The sequence below is a fragment of the Bacillus sp. 105MF genome (assembly GCF_000374885.1).
Taxonomy (GTDB): Bacteria; Bacillota; Bacilli; order Bacillales; family Bacillaceae_G; genus Bacillus_A; species Bacillus_A pseudomycoides.
On sequence record NZ_KB895586.1, the window covers coordinates 1 to 16750 of the forward strand.

Genomic DNA, 16750 nt, shown 5'->3' on the forward strand with positions numbered 1-16750 from the left:
AACGAGATGAAGACTGTCTGTATATATCTTACGGTTCCAACGTTTTTCCCGAACAATCATTTGAAACGCAAAGCGCTTCGCCTGATTAAATATTTCGATTGTCTCTGCCAATGCATCTACCATTTCATGCGGTACATCTATCTTATAGATCCGTTTCGAAAAATACGCTTTCTTCACCTGTTCTCACCTCATTTTATTTGATAAGATCATTATACACCAAAACAAACGTATGTTCTATTGAAAAAGAAACATTTTCTTTAAAAAAGACAAAACTGATTCATCCCCCACCTTCACTTCATTTAGAGGAGGGGGTCTTCTCGGTCAAAATGATAAAAAAACTTCCACCTATTATAGGGTGGAAGTTTTATCTTCTGGTAATAGCCTTTTCGGACGAGAAAGATGATGTTCTGTTAAATGCATGGCGTACTCGTAAAATAGCTGTCTCGTCAGTTCACTATATTCTTGTAATGATTCGGATTGAAATATAGTTCTTCCAGGTTTGGAATTGGCTTCAAATAGCCAAATCTTCTCATCTTTATCTAAACCTAAATCAAAACCAATTTCTCCAATATTTCCTTCCGTTTGCTGATCTAAAATAGAACTTAGTTGCAAGGCTGCACCTGTCAATTTATTCGTGATTCGAACACGCTCCGTTGCATCAGAAAAAATATCTTGGAGTAGTTTTACTTCTCCGCCGCTATTTATATGAGTTGTCATACTGCCTTTCCCGGCGATTTTTGCAACGATGGCACTGACTCTCCAATTCCCAAAACGATTTTTATTTGTATGAATGCGAAAGTCTACTGGCTGCCCACCTATACGTAATAATACAATTCCTTGTTGAACAATAAATGTTTTTAAATCATGGCCTTGCATAACATGATTGATAAGTGTTTCTAAAGAGTGATACTTTCGTAATTTATTCTGCCCTGCCTCGCGGTAACGACAATAATAACTGTTTTCTGAAGTGGAATAAAGGATTTGATAAATATTTCGTCCAAGACTACCATGCACAGGTTTCATATAAATGTGTTTATATGATGATAAGAAATTCTCTACTTGCTCGAAGTGCTGAAATGTTTCTGTTTGAGGTAACAGAGAAGCGACTGTTTTTTCATTTGTAAGCAGCTGGTGTATATTCCATTTGTTAAAAAAACCTGGGTTAAACCATGGAATGGTGTACTTCGTTTGTAATCGTTTTTTTGTTCTGAGAATAGGTTTGTAAAGTTCTGCTTCTCGATTAGGTAGCCGATCATAAATAACGTTTGGAAAAGGAACTTTACATTGTATCCAGTTTTCCTCTTTAAAAAAGTATCCATCAATTGTTTCCTCATCCCAGTTCATATGTTGTGCACCAAATAAGAAAACAAATGGATGTAAAGAGTGGGGTGGGGTCAGTAACTCCTTGAAACTGATGGAACGATTGCCAATTGGATTAGCAGCTGATTCTGTAAAACCTGTTGTGAAAATACCGATCAATGGCCCAAATACAAGTGTTTGATTTTGAATGAAAGCATGCACGGTAGTTGGAAATGGAAGATAAAGTTCTTTCGCAATTTGTTCGCCAATTATAATTTCGTGAGCATAAGTATAATGAATTTCAATATTTTCACATGTCGTATTTCGTGTGCCGAAGGAAAGAAATGTAAGGGGAGAAGTACTAGAAAATATATAGGGCAATGTTAGCGATCTTGGATGATCGATAGAAATTTGTAATGTGTAAATATGATCTTTCAATGTAATAGTCACTCCTTTTTCAGTTACGGTGTAAATCGATTAAACCGTAATGGGCCGCGGGAAGCTTCTTCGGCCAGTGAATAATCATGCTGTTTTCGCATTCGCATATATAATCCTAAGTGCTCTATTTTATCCATTATGTAAAAAGAGAAGAGAGAACTGCTCAATTGTTTTTTATTTCTATTGTGCAATTGCGCGAATGGCTTCAGTACATTGCAAACATGCTCCCATATCATTATACTGTTGTCCGTATAACGATATTCTATTTTTGGATGATCTATGTTTTAGGGCGAGAGAAGCCAAATTGAAAGACATTCTTTTTTAGAGGTAAGAGAGGATCTGATCAAGCATAGAAGCGGTCAGGTCCTTTTTCACCCCGCGCCACGTGAAACCAAAAGGAGAAAATAAGTGGAGGTCACTTTTTGTCTTCATAGCAGTGACTGATGTATGGAAAGATTGAAATGGATTTATGTACATACAAATGGAAAAACCTTTCTTTTTAGAGGCGAGAGAGCATCCGTCCATGGATAGAAGAGGTCGGATTCTTTTTCGGTCCCATGCCAAGTGAAAACGAGTGGAGGTCATCTTTTGTTCGTCATGGCAGTGGTTGTATTTTGGAAAAATATGGTATTTATTTCGCATCTTAAGCCGTGAGAAATCGCAAAAGGTAGCTGATGGATGGAGAAAGTCAGTGTATCTCAAGATAAATGGCTGGTTGTGTATTGTTTTTGTAACAGGTTGTAGTAAGATATATATATTTGGAGAAATGGAAGGCTGGTATTGTGTAATGAATATGTGGTTAAATATGTTAACAACGACAGGGCTAGGAGCAATAATTGGTGGGTATACGAATCATTTAGCGATAAAAATGTTATTTCGCCCGCATCGCCCTATTTATATTGGAAAGTTTCGAGTACCTTTTACGCCCGGATTGATTCCGAAGCGTCGTGATGAACTTGCTGTTCAATTAGGGAAAATGGTTGTGGATCATTTGTTAACACCAGAAGGGATCGGGAAGAAATTAACAGATGAAAACTTTCAGCAAGAGCTGATTCAGTGGGGACAAGTAGAGATAGATAAAATTTTGGTGAATGAGCAATCATTACGAGAGGTTTTAGAAAAATGGGGCTTGGAGCATGTGGAAGGGAAGACCATCCAAAAAATTGAAAGTATGATTGTGGAAAAAATTGATACGTTTTTATCACAATATTATACATATACGTGGGAACAAGCTTTGCCTAGTTCTGTTCATGAAAAAGTGGAGCAAATGATTCCGAATGTAGCATCATTTATTTTAGAAAGAGGTAAAAGCTTTTTTGAAAGTGAAGAGGGAAAAGAGCGGCTTGCCAAAATGATTGATGACTTTTTTGCTTCGCGAGGTACATTATTAAATTTAGTAGGTATGTTTTTAGGGAATGTAAGTTTAGTGGATCGTCTGCAGCCAGAAGTGATTAAGTTTTTAGGACAAGAAGGAACGAAGCAGCTTTTAAGTGATGTACTGCAAAAAGAGTGGGAGAAATTAAAGGGAAGAGAAGTGAAGGAACTAGATTCCTTTATAGAGAAAGAAACGATTGTAAAGTCAATCCTATCAACAGTTAAAATAGAGGAAACTGTGAGAGGATTTTTCAATCAGTCTGTTCAAAAAGTGTGTGAACCAGTTCGGGAAAAAGTTGTACAAACAATGATTCCAAGTTTAGTGAAAAAAGGTTTAGCATGGGGGATAAACAATACCGAACAGATTTTGAAAAACTTACGTCTTGCTGAAATCGTACAACAAGAAGTATCTACATTCTCAACAGAGAGATTAGAAGATCTTGTGTTATCAATTACGAAGAGTGAATTGAAGATGATTACGTATTTAGGAGCGTTGTTAGGGGGGACAATAGGTTTGATTCAAGGTATAGTGTTGCTTTTTCTAATGTAACGCTTTGTCTATATAAATCCATGTTACTTTTTCAACATACAAATCACTGTGATATGAACCATAAGTTTGCCGGAACGGCAAGCTTATGGTTCTTTTTGTTTATGGCAAACTTATGCTTCCGGTAATTTTGATGTTTTTGAATTAAAGCTAAGAAGGAATTCTTCAACCTTGGTACCAAAAATAACCCTTTATGAGCTCATAAAAGATTTTTAAGTACTTTTAATTGTGGATTTAAAACAAAGCTAAACCGTTTATATGTGGATTTTTGATAATGTAGGATTTTTTTCTTATTAAGCAAACGGGCCATTTAATTGAGTAAGTCTTATTAAACGAACGGTGGCAGGATAATGAATTTCATGGAGTAAAATAAGAAATTAGAGTAGAGAATTATTTAGAAAAGAACAAGGGATATGCCTTTGTTAAAATAACAGATTTATTTTTAGTAAAGAAAAATTAAGCTTGAAATAAAGATAGGTTTAAAAAAACGGTATGGACATGGCCAGCCGTTTTTTTGGGGGATTTATAAAACTTTTCAATGGAGTGCGTCGTCTAATAAATTGGAAGGAGGAACTGATGTGGATGAATTAACAGCAGAGGTGTTTGAAATAGAAGATAAGGAGGACCTTATAGATGAGATAATGAACAAGTATGGACAGGAAATCTTACAGCTTGTTTATTCATATGTGAATAATAAAGAGGTTGCTGAGGACTTAACGCAAGATATATTTATTAAATGTTATAAGTCCTTTCATACATACAAAGGGAAATCAAATTTAAAAACATGGTTGTGGAGAATTGCCATTAATCATTGTAAGGACTATATAAAAAGTTGGTATAACAAAAAGGTAATCGTTACAGAGGATGAATCTACGTATATTGAGATTCAAAAAGAAAGTGTTGAACAAACTGTTATTCAAAATGCTGAGGACCGTAGGCTGGCTTCTGCAGTAATGAATTTACCAATAAAATATCGAGAAGTGATTTATCTCTTTTATTTTGAAGAATTGCCAATCAAAGATATTGCTATGGTAATAGAAGTGAAGGAAAACACTATAAAAACAAGACTTAAAAGAGCCAAGGAACTCTTGAAGAAAGGATTGGAGGAATAATCAAATGGAAGATCGATTAAAAGGGCTACGAAAATCAATGGAGAATACAACCTTTAAACATTTGAGTTTTTCTGATCAGCATCGAAAGCAGGTACACGAAAAAATCAATAAATCATACGAAAATGAAGAAGATATCTTTTTAGCAGTTTTACAACTTCTCATTAATGAAAAAACAGGATACGAATTGGCACAGCTATTGCGGGGGAGAGGGATTCGAAAATTCGAAGGCAATGAAGGTTTTTTATACACCTTATTACATCGTCTAGAACAGAATCGTTTTATCCAATCAAGTTGGGATCATTCAGGAGCTAAATATTATCAATTAAATGATAAGGGAAGAAAGATACTAAGAAAGGCAGAAAAAAATTCTGCAAAGGCAAGATTTATATTAAAAGAATTAGTACAGGGGTGAGACAAAATTGAACAAAAAAGGGGATCATTTTTTAAAAGAAGTCACCAATCATATTAAATCAAAAGAAGCAAAGAATCTTGTGGCAACTGAATTGGATTTTCACTTGAAGAAGGCTAAGAACATGTGGATAGAGAAAGGGCTAAGTGAGGAAATTGCTGAAGACAAAGCTGTTGAACAAATGGGAAGTCCAATCAGACTTGGTCAAGAACTTAACAAACTTCATAAGCCAAAGGTTGATTGGTTAATTATTATTTTATTGGTGACTGCTATGGGGCTAGGTTTCTTGCCAATAGTAGCTCTTGGATATACGAATTATTTTCTAATCAATAAGGTGATATTTGTTATTCTCGGTGTTGCGGCAGCTTTTGGGATGATGCTGATTGATTATCGAAAATTAGAGAGACTGGGATGGCTGTTTTACACAATAGGAGTACTCATCCTGTTAATGATAGGCTATTTTCCAAACGCTTCAATTAATGGAGAACTGTTAATAAAAATTGGTCCCATTGCAATTGGATGTTTAATGGCAGTGCCGTTCTTTTTTCTAGCTTGGGCTTCCTTTTTCAATAACAATAGGTTAAAGGTTATACATCTTGTGATATTGTATCTATTTTCTTTGTATCTATTCTTAACTACATCAATTCTTTCAACAATTTTTATCTATATCATGATGGTATTCGTTATGCTTTGGTGGAGTAAGTTAGGAAAGAAACAGGCATTGATCATTACAGTTGTACCAATTTGTTTATTTATTATCGGTGGTTTATTTTTCTGGTCTTCAGTAAAAGAACGCTATTCGGCTAGGATTTTAGGGTATTTAAACCCAGAGCACGACGCAGGTGGTCCAGGGTATATGTATTTACGTTTAAAAGAGTTAATGTCGTCAGCAGGGTGGTTTGGTACATCTAGAAATATAGAGTTCCTCCCTGCTGCACATACTGATTTTGTGTTTGCAAGTTTGACTTACTATTATGGGTATTTGCTTGCACTGATCCTTGTTTTGATTCTTTCTCTTTTTGTAGCGAGGATAATAGTCATATCTTATAAAATAAATGATCGTTATGGGAAATTGCTTCTTGTTGGTGGAATGACTCTTTTTGTAGTCCAGTTCATTTATAACGTTGGAATGATCATAGGCTTATTACCGATCACTTCTATATCCTTGCCTTTTATTAGCTATGGATTGATGCCAATTCTGTTTAATGCGTTTTTAATAGGTATCGTGTTAAGTGTGTATCGACGTAAAAATTTGATATCAAGTAGTTTCATTTAGAATTGAATCTAAAATTTCTTTAAATTAATTTAACAAAGAAACTTTACATTGACATGGGTATTTAACTTATCCCAGAATAGGGCGCTTTAATGGAAGAAGGATCACAGAAATGAACAGACTTTTTTATAAAAGAATGATTCAATTAAATAAATTAAGAGCGTGTTTTGAACAATTTTTTTTCAAAACACGCTCTTTCTTTTTGCTCGTTTATCAAGATTATTAGTATCAATTTGACCAAACATTATTCCAAAGCTGCATTAATAAAACACACAGCAAGCTTATGGGTTAATAATTAACTCACGGCAAAGTTATGCTTCCATTTTCTTTGGACAATTAGTTAAATATCTTCTAAAATAAGCGATTTCCGGCAAGTTTATGCTTCCAACTGTGGCAAACTTATGAGTAAAGTGACAATCACGGCCATGAAAACAACAGGAGACATCCACTTATGTTCTCCTGTTATTTTCACATAGCATGGGGCCGACCGCTTTTATGCATGAACAGACGCCCTCACTTCTAAAAAGAAAGGTTTTCAATCGGTTTTTCAATTTGTACTTATACATACTATTGAACTACCCCCACCTACCTTTACAAGAGCTTGAGGTGGGAGATTCTCTTGTCTCTGTCCTCACAAAAACAGTTCCTCTCGATAAATAAAGTGAAATTTCTTCACATCTCGTGCATAGTTTGTTATTGTAAGAAGGTGCGTATCAAAAGGTACTCAAAGGGCAGGGACAATAGACCAAGCCCGTTAAAGGAGGAAAAATACAATGACAAAAAACATTCATGATGTTGCATATGAATTACAAAAAGCAATTGCAGAAAATACAGATTTCCAAGCTTTAAAAGCAAGTTATGCAGAAGTACAAGGGGATGCGGCATCAAAACAACTGTTTGATCAATTCCGTACAATGCAAATGGGCTTACAACAAAAGATGATGCAAGGACAAGAAATTACAGAAGAAGATAACCAAAAAGCCCAAGAAGTTGTAGCGCTTATTCAACAAGATCCAAAAATCGTAAAGTTAATGGAAGCAGAGCAACGCTTAAATGTTGTAATCGGCGATATTAACAAAATTATTATGAAGCCACTTGAAGAATTATATACTGCATATCAAGCTTAATGAGAAAGGCGTTTCCTGAGAGGGAAGCGTCTTTTTTTATGGAGTTCGCAGAAGTTCCTTTTCTCAATCAATTGCATAAAAGGAAAGTTTTACAGGGAATAAAGTAAAGATAGGGCAAGGAATATTTGTTGAGAAGGCCTTTAAAAATATGTGATACAAATGGAAAAACTTATAAAAAATATTATTTTAATATATTAAGATACATGTAAGGGTTTTCAATTTTTATTGTCAAAATAATTTCGAATTCATATTGTTGGAAAAGTAATACATTTATAATATAATAATCAACAAGATATATTACACCACATTAATTAATAAGGTGTAATATATGGGTGATTTACATAATAACTAGCTTTATTGTACACGATTTTGACATAAAGGGATGATTAGTTTGAGTACAGAAGTAAAAGCAAACAACGTGAAAACAACAACAAAAGGAGCCGATCTTGTTGTCGATTGTTTAATCGAACAAGGAGTTACACATGTTTTCGGTATTCCAGGTGCAAAAATTGATTCTGTGTTTGATGTGTTGCAAGAGCGTGGACCTGAGTTAATCGTTTGTCGTCATGAACAAAACGCAGCATTTATGGCAGCGGCTGTTGGGAGATTGACAGGGAAACCAGGTGTATGTCTTGTTACATCGGGACCAGGGACATCAAATTTAGCGACAGGTCTTGTTACTGCTACGGCAGAGAGTGATCCCGTTGTTGCTTTAGCGGGTGCAGTGCCGCGTACAGATCGTTTAAAACGTACGCATCAATCTATGGATAATGCTGCACTATTCGAACCAATCACAAAATATAGCGTAGAAGTAGAGCATCCTGATAATGTGCCAGAAGCACTTACAAATGCATTCCGCAGTGCAACTTCTACTCATCCGGGAGCAACGCTTGTTAGTCTTCCACAAGATGTTATGACTGCTGAAACGTCCGTTTCATCTATTGGCACGCTTTCTCAGCCGCAACTTGGTATCGCTCCCATACATAAAATTGCAGCAGTTGTAGAACAAATTAAATCTGCAAAATTACCAGTTATTTTACTTGGTATGAGAGCGAGCACAAATGAAGTAACGAAAGCAGTTCGTGAGTTAATTGCTGATACACAATTGCCGGTTGTTGAAACGTATCAAGCAGCTGGAGCAATTTCACGTGAATTAGAAGATCATTTCTTTGGACGCGTTGGGTTATTCCGTAATCAACCAGGCGATATTTTATTAGAAGAGGCCGATCTTGTTCTATCTATCGGTTATGACCCAATTGAGTATGATCCGAAGTTTTGGAATAAGTTAGGGGATAGAACGATTATTCATCTTGACGATCATCAAGCTGATATTGACCATGACTATCAACCAAATTGCGAATTAATTGGTGATATTGCATTAACGGTAGATAGCATTGCAGAGCAATTACCAAGACTTATCTTGTCAACAAAATCAGAAGCTATTTTAGATCAATTACGTGCGAAATTATCAGAGCAAGCTGAAGTGCCAGTTCGCGATTCACAAGGGCTTACACATCCACTGCAAGTCATTCGTACACTTCGTTCATTAATTGATGATGAAACAACTGTTGCATGTGACATCGGTTCACATTACATTTGGATGGCAAGATGCTTCCGCTCTTATGAACCACGCCGTTTATTATTTAGTAATGGTATGCAGACATTAGGTGTCGCACTTCCTTGGGCAATTGCAGCGACATTGGTGGAACCAGGTAAAAAAGTGGTTTCTGTTTCTGGAGATGGTGGTTTCTTATTCTCTGCAATGGAACTAGAAACAGCAGTACGTCTCAAAGCTCCGATTGTTCATCTTGTTTGGAGAGATGGTACATATGATATGGTTGCCTTCCAACAAATGATGAAATACGGCAGAACATCAGCGACAGAATTTGGTGATGTTGATATTGTAAAATATGCAGAAAGCTTCGGTGCTATTGGACTTCGTGTGAATTCTCCAGAAGAGTTAGAAGGGGTATTACAAGAAGCACTGAAAGCAGAAGGTCCTGTAGTTGTAGATATTCCAATTGATTATCGCGATAACATTAAATTAAGTGAAAAATTACTACCAAACCAATTGAACTAGTGGTAAAGGAGTAGAATAGACATGGGTATTGCACAATTATTAGATATTGATGCGAAAAAGATGAAAACGAATAATGAAGTATATCAAACATCAACAATGCTAGCTTTATTGGATGGTATATATGATGGCATTATCAACTTTGATAAATTAAAAGAGCACGGCGATTTTGGCATCGGTACGTTTGATCAATTAGATGGTGAAATGATTGCTTTTGATGGGGAATTTTATCATTTGCGTTCCGACGGTTCTGCAGAAATGGTAGCACCGGAAGAAACAACACCGTTTGCCACTGTAACATTTTTTGAAAAAGAAATGAGTTATACAATTAATCGTCCAATGAATCGTGAAGAAGTAGAAGCTTTATTACATGAATTAATGCCAAGTAAAAACTTATTTTATGCGATTCGTATGGATGGAACATTCCGTGAAGTAAGAACAAGAACCGTTCCGCGTCAAGAAAAACCATATACACTACTTGTAGAAGTGACAAAATCACAGCCGATTTTTTCTTTCTCTCATACGAAAGGAACAATGGCAGGATTTTGGACACCAGATTATGCGCAAGGTATTGGAGTAGCCGGTTTCCATCTACATTATATTGATGATGAACGAAGCGGAGGCGGACATGTTTTTGATTTTACTGTAGAAAACTGTACGATCGAAATTTGTCAAAAAGCACATATGCATTTAGCACTTCCAGAAACAGCTGATTTTATGGCAGCGGATTTATCTAGAGAAAATCTTGAAAATGATATTGCGACTGCGGAAGGTGCGGAGTAAAAAAGAAGCCGATGTGGCTTCTTTTTTACTTGACTGTGTTAAATCTTAATATTGATATGTAATATGACGATTTGAGCATTTCCGTTTTTGGAAGTATTCCCATTTTACACCATTATTTTTTTAACGTTCCGACCCAAACATCTCCAACATTTACTTTATAAAGAACGTCATTTTCATAGTTAAGGTTGATCTTTTCGGTTTTGTAAGCTTTATTTATAATCTCATTTACTTCATCTTCGGTGCTAAAACCCAATTCAATATTTTCTTTTAAATCTTCTTTCAAGTACTGATCAGCATTAATATGAGCTTCCCATTCAAACAAAGCTAATTTATTTTTCAATGATTCATATTTATGAAATGGGAATGCCTTTGTAATAGTATGTTTGTCAAAGGTATCATCGTAAAGGTTTATACAGTCTTTATACGAAACAACAATTTGTGAACTAATAAAGTCAGGTTCATATAACCAAATTTTTAGAAAGAAGTCTTCATTTTCCTTCGCCATTTTTTCATGCCAGTTTAGATATACATCAATCATTTCGCTTAGTAATAATTGGTTATACCAATTAGGTAGGGTTGTACGGATTAACGAATAAAAGGGATGAATCCACAGTTTTGCATAATCTCTCTGATTTTCTCTTATGTAATCCATATCCAAGTTGATTACATGTTGCTTCCATCTTTCTATTTTCCTCTTGTGCCGCTTCCATCCTCTGATTTTCTTCTTTTTAGAATGATAAAACTCTTTCATTAACACACATCCTTTGGTGTTTGTGGAAATTCTCAACTTGAGGGCATTTAACAGCCTGTGTCTCCAATAAAAAAGCATAATCCAAGTAACTCCTACGAATTCAGTCGATTTCGCAGAGGTTAACTAACTTTTGAACACACAACCAACGAATGTAATCCATTCATCACCTTTACAATCCTTATCAAATATCTGTTTTGATTTTGGTTATAACAAGTAATCGGGAAAACGCCAAATAATAACATTCTTCTTTAACAGAGCCTTTATTTAGAGACAAATGGATGGTTCTTAAAATAAAAACGCCAAGGATAATGAACAGCTTCTTCAGCATAGTCAATATTGATGCGTGGGCCTGTTACAATTTCATATTGAGAAGATAGCTGCTCTGCTTCTGGCACCAATTCAATATATAATTCTTCACCTTGTAAGGATAAGCCACGTTCTTCTAAAGTAATGCCAAGTGCGCGGCATAGCTTTCCAGGTCCGCTTGTTAAATTTTTGTATTGTGATTTCGTAAGCTCTGTTTTACCGTAACGTGCCATTTTTATGTCTTCTATTCCATCGACTGGCTCTAATGCCCGAATAAGAACGCCTTGCGGGGTACCAACTGGAGCTGTAATGACATTAAAACAATGATACATACCATAGATGAGATATACATAAGCGTGTCCTGGTGCGCCAAACATAACTTCCGTGCGCTCGGTTCGTCTTCCCCCATAGCTATGTGCAGCTTTATCATCTGGTCCTTTATACGCTTCTACTTCTACAATGAATCCACTTCGTTTTATTCCATCTACTATATGTACAAGTTTATGACCAAGTAAATTTTTAGCAATTTCTAATGTATCACCCTCATAAAAAGAAGGAGGTGCTTTCATATTGGTATCCCCTTTACTGATGATATACGTATATATTAAACCAAATTTGCGTACGAAATTCTAACTCGTTCTAATTAACAAATTTAGTTCATAAATTATGGATAGAGTAAAAGCAGCTAAGAGGAGGAATGCGACGTGATTTATCGCTTGTTGGCTCTTAATATAGATGGGACGCTCCTGCAGAAAAATGGGAAGATACCAAAAGGAACACGAGAAGCTATTGAATTTGTAAAGCGAAAAGGTGTATATGTTACGCTGTTTACAAGTCGGCACTTTCAATCGGCTCATAAAATAGCAAAGTCATTAAAACTAGATTCTATATTAATTACGCATAGCGGTGCTTTTATTTCTGCTTCATTAGATAAGCCGCTTGTTCAAAAACGATTATCAGAAGAAAAAACGTTTAATATCGTGCAAGTGCTCGAACATTTTGAATGTAATGTTCGTATTTCACATGAACGTTTTTCTATCGGTAACCGTGAGCGAAATACACCAAACTTAATTGCACGCACTGTATTATCAAGTTCGGATCCGTTATTTTATCCTGTTCAATTTGTAGATTCATTAGGTGACGCACTGCGTGATCAGCCTGTTGCAGCTCCAAAAATTGATGTTGTCTTTGCAAGTAGAGGAGAAAGAGAACGCGCGCTTAAAACGTTGAAAAAAGCATTTGAAAATGTCGAGTATATAGAATCCGATGGGGGAAGGGTAGAAATTCTTCCGCTTCATGTGTCGAAATTAAGAGGATTGCAATTATTAGGAGAACACCTTGGGATCGAATTGAATGAAATGGTGGCAATTGGAGATAGTTTGGAAGATTTAGATGTCATCGCGAGTGTTGGATTAGGAGTTGCAATGGGAGATGCACCTATTCCATTGAAGCAAGCAGCAGATTGGATTACACGTTCCAATAGTGAAAACGGAGTGGAATATATGATTAAGGAACATTTTCGAAAGCAATTTCCACTTCCATTTTTAAAAAATCACTCGCAGGTTCATAAATGGTGACAAGATGACGAAAGAACGCAGCCTGAAAGCTGCGTTTCTTAGTGTTTGTCTTTCCGGGAAAATGAGGAAAAGCTTCTATATTGACCTCTAGTCACCCTTCAAGTAAACTAAAGAGAGTTTACAAATGAAAAGGTGATAAGTGTTGTTAATTTCAATAAAAACGTTACAAGATGATCGTTTTTTACGTCCGCTACAAAATATTAGCGGCTTATTTTTTGAAGAAAGCACGATAGGATTTGAGAAAGAAGATGCGAATCTTATTGTTGAAATAAAGATAGAAGGAAACGTGACAGCTTCAGCACGTTTAACAGACGTTGCAACTGGAAATGTATATGAAGAAACGTTTGAAAAAGATTTATCTTCCTTCACAGTAGAAAAAGAACGTATGAAACAAGTAAAACATGTTGTTTCATATGTGTATCTTTCTGTCTTGCAACAGCTAACTGGAATTGAGCAAAGTTGGGGGATTTTAACAGGAGTACGTCCAACGAAACTTCTTCATAAAATGCTTCAAAATGGCATGTCAAAAGAAGAGGCGCATAAAGAACTTCGTGAAAGCTATTTAATTCATGAAGAAAAAATTGAACTTCTGCAGCGCATCGTGGACTGTCAATTAGCAGTTGTTCCAGATTTATATCGTTTGAAAGAAGAAGTAAGTATTTATATCGGTATTCCGTTCTGTCCGACAAAATGTGCATATTGTACATTCCCGGCGTATGCGATTAATGGACGTCAAGGATCGGTTGATTCTTTCTTAGGAGGCTTACACTACGAAGTTCGTGAGATTGGTAAGTTCCTAAAAGAGAAAGGTGTTAAGGTTACAACGATTTATTACGGAGGCGGTACGCCAACAAGTATTACAGCAGAAGAGATGGACATGTTGTATGAAGAAATGTACCAATCGTTCCCGGATGTGAAAGAAGTACGCGAAGTAACAGTTGAGGCAGGTCGTCCTGATACGATTACGCCAGAAAAACTAGAAGTATTAAATAAATGGAACATCGACCGCATTAGTATTAATCCGCAGTCGTACCATCAAGAAACGTTAAAAGCAATCGGGCGCCATCATACGGTGGAAGAAACGATTGAAAAGTATCATTTAGCACGTCAAATGGGAATGAACAATATCAATATGGACTTAATTATTGGTCTTCCAGGTGAAGGGCTAGATATATTTAAACATACGTTAGATGAAACGGAAAAGTTAATGCCGGAATCATTAACAGTTCACACATTATCATTTAAGCGTGCTTCTGAAATGACGCAAAATAAGCGTAAATATAAAGTGGCAGGTCGTGAAGAAATTACAGCGATGATGCATGAGGCTGAAGAGTGGACGAAAAATCATAACTACGTACCATATTATTTATACCGCCAAAAGAACATTTTAGGTAACTTAGAAAATGTTGGCTATGCGATGCCATCGCAAGAAAGTATTTATAATATCGTGATTATGGAAGAAGTACAATCTATTATCGGTCTTGGCTGCGGTGCATCAAGTAAATTTGTGCATCCAGAGACAGGGGCAATTACACATTTTGCAAATCCGAAAGATCCGAAATCATATAATGATGGTTATATCAAATATACAGAAGATAAGCTTGAAATTTTAAAAGAGCTATTCTCTTAAAGTGAAACTTTAATCCGTGGGGGTTTTTCTCATCCCCCACGGATTATTAGTTGAACCAATCGGGCTTTTACGGGCAGTTTATCTCACACCTAACTTCTTGGCTTCTGCTAAAATTTAAGGTGGGAGTATTACTGCCCGTTAAAGCGGGGTAAGAGGCTGGCCTAAAGGTTCGCATATTGCGAGTTTTTAGGTTTCAGTCTCTTTTTTTAATAAAAACCATTCTTTGGATGGGAGAGAGAATCCGTCCATGCATAGATTGCTTTTTTAGCCCCAGGCCAAGTAAAAACAAAGGGAGAAAATGAGTGGAGAACTCCCTTTGTTTTCATAGCAGATACGTGTATACCTACAAATCAAAATGAATATATATTTGTAAAACGATGTCGAGAATGATCAGAAAAAGAAGGTAAAAATGTAGAGGAAATGTCTACTTATAGACGAAATGATAGAATTATGAAAGTTAAAAGGGGGCATATTTTGACATGTATATGACGATTGGGAGGATTTTTGATTTAACGGTAGGGAAATATGCAAATAAAGAAGCGTTAGTAGAACCAGAAAAGAACATTCGTTGGACATATAAAGAATGGGATGAACAGATCAATAAAACGGCGCAAGCATTATTAGCAGAAGGTGTGAAAAAAGGAGATACTGTATCTGTTTATTTATATAACTGCCGTGAATTTGTAAACGTTTACCTTGCTTGTGCGAAAATCGGTGCGATTTTCAATCCGATTAATTTCCGTCTAAAAGCAAAAGAAGTAGCTTATATCCTCATGGATGCATCCTCAAAAGTCGTTGTATTTGAAAAAGCCGTTGAACAGACGGTTGCTACCATTGAACGAGATTTCCCAAATAGTTCTTTTTGGTACATAGAAGATGACGCGCCTTCATACGCTGCTTCTTATCATGAAAAGGTAAATGCAGCTTCATCTGAGGCAGTGGATATTGTCGTTGAGGAAACAGATTATTGTTCGATGCTCTATACAAGTGGTACAACGGGTCATCCCAAGGGGGTGCTACATCGTCATCGTGATATGGCTGAACATAGTATGATTTGCACGTATTTCTTAAAATATAACCGTGATAGTATTGGCCTTGCAGTAGCACCGTTATACCATTGCGGTGAATTAAATGCTGGTATTATACCAAGAATTCAAGTTGGCGGAAAAAATATCATTTTACATCACTTTGATACAAAGACGGTGTTACATACAATTCAGAAGGAAAAGATTACAACATTCTTTGCGGCGCCAACGATGTGGAATATGCTGTTACAAGAGGATTTATCACAATATGAATTACGGTCGATGAAAATTGGAGTATATGGCGGAGCTGCGATGGCACCAGCGCTCGTAAAAGAATGTAAAGAGCGTCTGCATATCGATCTTGTTCAAATTTATGGAATGACAGAGATGGGTCCCGTTATTGCATTCTTAGTAGAAGAAGATCAAATTACGAAAGCTGGTTCAGCTGGAACGCCTTGTTTTAGTCACGAAATTCGAATTGTAAAACCGAACGAAGAGGGGCCGGCAGAACCAGATGATGTGTTACCACCTTATGAAGTGGGAGAAATTATTTCACGTGGGCCAACTATGATGGCAGGATATCATAATCGTGAAGAAGCAACAGCAAAGTCTATGTATAAAGGATGGTATCACTCAGGTGATTTAGGTTATTTAGATAAAGATGGTTATTTATACGTTGCCGATCGTTTGGATGATATGGTCATTAGCGGCGGGGTAAATATTTATCCGCGTGAAATTGAAGATTTCCTGCATAGTCATCCTGGGATACTAGATGTTGCAGTACTTGGTGAACCAGATGAATTATGGGGTGAACGTGTTGTTGCGGTAGTGGTCAAAAAGGATGAACATATTACGGCGGAAGATTTAGAAAAGTATTGTAAAGAAAGTGATGAATTAGCAGACTATAAACGACCACGCCACTACGTATTTGCAGATGAACTTCCTCGTAATGCGAGTGGGAAATTGCAGAAATTTGTACTTAGAGAGTCATTAAAAGGTGCTAAACAATAAAAAAAATGCCT

13 protein-coding genes are annotated in these 16750 nt (G+C 36.3%); 10 read left to right on the plus strand and 3 right to left on the minus strand.

Going from position 1 to position 16750, the window contains the following annotated elements:
* Nucleotides 1–348: 348 nt before the first annotated feature.
* The gene (locus C564_RS0123490) at nucleotides 349–1737 is read right to left on the minus strand and encodes a YheC/YheD family endospore coat-associated protein (protein WP_018767059.1); all 1389 of its coding nucleotides are present in this window, start codon (nucleotides 1735–1737) and stop codon (nucleotides 349–351) included.
* 766 nt (nucleotides 1738–2503) lie between these two features.
* Between C564_RS0123490 and C564_RS0123495 the strand changes: the two genes are divergently transcribed.
* The 7 genes from C564_RS0123495 to budA all read left to right on the plus strand — a co-directional run bounded on the left by C564_RS0123495 (nucleotide 2504) and on the right by budA (nucleotide 10439).
* On the plus strand, nucleotides 2504–3661 hold the full coding sequence (locus tag C564_RS0123495; RefSeq protein WP_003195503.1) for a DUF445 domain-containing protein: 1158 nt from the start codon (nucleotides 2504–2506) through the stop codon (nucleotides 3659–3661).
* A gap of 575 nt (nucleotides 3662–4236) precedes the next feature.
* The gene (locus C564_RS0123500) at nucleotides 4237–4770 is read left to right on the plus strand and encodes a sigma-70 family RNA polymerase sigma factor (protein WP_018767061.1); all 534 of its coding nucleotides are present in this window, start codon (nucleotides 4237–4239) and stop codon (nucleotides 4768–4770) included.
* A gap of 4 nt (nucleotides 4771–4774) precedes the next feature.
* Nucleotides 4775–5182 (plus strand): PadR family transcriptional regulator, encoded by a 408-nt coding sequence (locus tag C564_RS0123505; RefSeq protein ID WP_003195507.1) that lies wholly within the window; start codon nucleotides 4775–4777, stop codon nucleotides 5180–5182.
* 7 nt (nucleotides 5183–5189) lie between these two features.
* Nucleotides 5190–6455 carry an FtsW/RodA/SpoVE family cell cycle protein gene (locus C564_RS0123510; protein WP_003195509.1) on the plus strand — a complete coding sequence of 422 codons (1266 nt, stop codon included), beginning with the start codon at nucleotides 5190–5192 and terminating at the stop codon, nucleotides 6453–6455.
* 770 nt (nucleotides 6456–7225) lie between these two features.
* Entirely contained in the window at nucleotides 7226–7579 is a 354-nt protein-coding gene (locus C564_RS0123515; protein ID WP_006093678.1) for a YlbF/YmcA family competence regulator, read from the plus strand.
* 391 nt (nucleotides 7580–7970) lie between these two features.
* Nucleotides 7971–9659 (plus strand): acetolactate synthase AlsS, encoded by a 1689-nt coding sequence (gene alsS, locus C564_RS0123520; RefSeq protein WP_018767062.1) that lies wholly within the window; start codon nucleotides 7971–7973, stop codon nucleotides 9657–9659.
* 21 nt (nucleotides 9660–9680) lie between these two features.
* Nucleotides 9681–10439, plus strand: a complete 759-nt coding sequence (gene budA, locus C564_RS0123525; protein WP_018767063.1) for an acetolactate decarboxylase — start codon at nucleotides 9681–9683, stop codon at nucleotides 10437–10439.
* Nucleotides 10440–10551: 112 nt separating this feature from the next.
* On the opposite strand, the gene C564_RS0123530 is transcribed toward budA, so the two are convergent.
* Entirely contained in the window at nucleotides 10552–11190 is a 639-nt protein-coding gene (locus C564_RS0123530; protein ID WP_018767064.1) for a hypothetical protein, read from the minus strand.
* Nucleotides 11191–11450: 260 nt separating this feature from the next.
* The gene (locus C564_RS0123535; RefSeq protein WP_018767065.1) at nucleotides 11451–12065 is read right to left on the minus strand and encodes a DNA-3-methyladenine glycosylase; all 615 of its coding nucleotides are present in this window, start codon (nucleotides 12063–12065) and stop codon (nucleotides 11451–11453) included.
* Between the two features lie 135 nt (nucleotides 12066–12200).
* Between C564_RS0123535 and C564_RS0123540 the strand changes: the two genes are divergently transcribed.
* The 3 genes from C564_RS0123540 to C564_RS0123550 all read left to right on the plus strand — a co-directional run bounded on the left by C564_RS0123540 (nucleotide 12201) and on the right by C564_RS0123550 (nucleotide 16739).
* A complete protein-coding gene (locus C564_RS0123540; RefSeq protein WP_018767066.1) occupies nucleotides 12201–13073 on the plus strand; it encodes a Cof-type HAD-IIB family hydrolase in 873 nt (290 codons plus the stop codon).
* A gap of 139 nt (nucleotides 13074–13212) precedes the next feature.
* On the plus strand, nucleotides 13213–14703 hold the full coding sequence (locus tag C564_RS0123545) for a coproporphyrinogen III oxidase (protein WP_003195520.1): 1491 nt from the start codon (nucleotides 13213–13215) through the stop codon (nucleotides 14701–14703).
* Nucleotides 14704–15182: 479 nt separating this feature from the next.
* On the plus strand, nucleotides 15183–16739 hold the full coding sequence (locus C564_RS0123550) for a fatty acid--CoA ligase (protein WP_018767068.1): 1557 nt from the start codon (nucleotides 15183–15185) through the stop codon (nucleotides 16737–16739).
* Nucleotides 16740–16750 lie beyond the last annotated feature (11 nt).

Bases quoted from the DNA above. Each gene is read 5' to 3' on its own strand.
- C564_RS0123535 (WP_018767065.1), bottom strand. From the start codon at position 12,065: ATGAAAGCACCTCCTTCTTTTTATGAGGGTGATACATTAGAAATTGCT.
- C564_RS0123515 (WP_006093678.1), top strand. From the start codon at position 7,226: ATGACAAAAAACATTCATGATGTTGCATATGAATTACAAAAAGCAATT.
- C564_RS0123530 (WP_018767064.1), bottom strand. From the start codon at position 11,190: ATGAAAGAGTTTTATCATTCTAAAAAGAAGAAAATCAGAGGATGGAAG.
- C564_RS0123550 (WP_018767068.1), top strand. From the start codon at position 15,183: ATGTATATGACGATTGGGAGGATTTTTGATTTAACGGTAGGGAAATAT.
- C564_RS0123495 (WP_003195503.1), top strand. From the start codon at position 2,504: ATGGAAGGCTGGTATTGTGTAATGAATATGTGGTTAAATATGTTAACA.
- C564_RS0123505 (WP_003195507.1), top strand. From the start codon at position 4,775: ATGGAAGATCGATTAAAAGGGCTACGAAAATCAATGGAGAATACAACC.
- budA (WP_018767063.1), top strand. From the start codon at position 9,681: ATGGGTATTGCACAATTATTAGATATTGATGCGAAAAAGATGAAAACG.